General features: G+C 39.0%; 1 protein-coding gene. It reads right to left on the reverse strand.

Going from position 1 to position 508, the window contains the following annotated elements; genetic code table 11:
* Positions 1–423, reverse strand: a 423-nt coding sequence (locus PL8927_RS08570; RefSeq protein WP_083619746.1) for a Uma2 family endonuclease, incomplete at its 3' end; no start/stop codon positions are given.
* Positions 424–508: the final 85 nt, after the last annotated feature.

The following is a 508-nucleotide window of genomic DNA, read 5'->3' on the forward strand; positions in this document are numbered from 1 at the left end:
AATCCAATATTCTTGAACTCCGGTAATAGAATAGAGTTTTAATTTAGCTTGTTTATCGCGGCGTTCATTTTGTTTTCCGGGGGATAAAACTTCAATAACTAACTCAGGTGCACCTGTTAAATGTCCGGCTTCATCTTCAATTTGTTCAAGTCGTTCATGAGTGACCCAAACGACATCAGGAATGACGCTATCAAACTCGGAAAAGATTAAACCTGGAGCAAAAATTGTTACGCCTAAACCGCTTGACTGTGAGGCTGTATGAAGTAGTGCAGCAATATTAACACAAGCCTGTTGATGGCGACGATGGGGAGAGCGAGTCATAAATAGTTCTCCATCGAGAATTTCATAACGTATCCATTCATTTTCCGGTAGTCCATCTAAATCGTGAATTGTCCAGCGTACTTGTTCTAGGGTTTGAATCATAATCCCCCTCCATTTTCCTTTGATTTTAACATTGATCTACAACTTTTTACTCACACTCTACAACCGATTTTAAGGAAAAAATAAC

The organism is Planktothrix serta PCC 8927 (genome assembly GCF_900010725.2).
In the GTDB taxonomy this organism is placed as follows: domain Bacteria; phylum Cyanobacteriota; class Cyanobacteriia; order Cyanobacteriales; family Microcoleaceae; genus Planktothrix; species Planktothrix serta.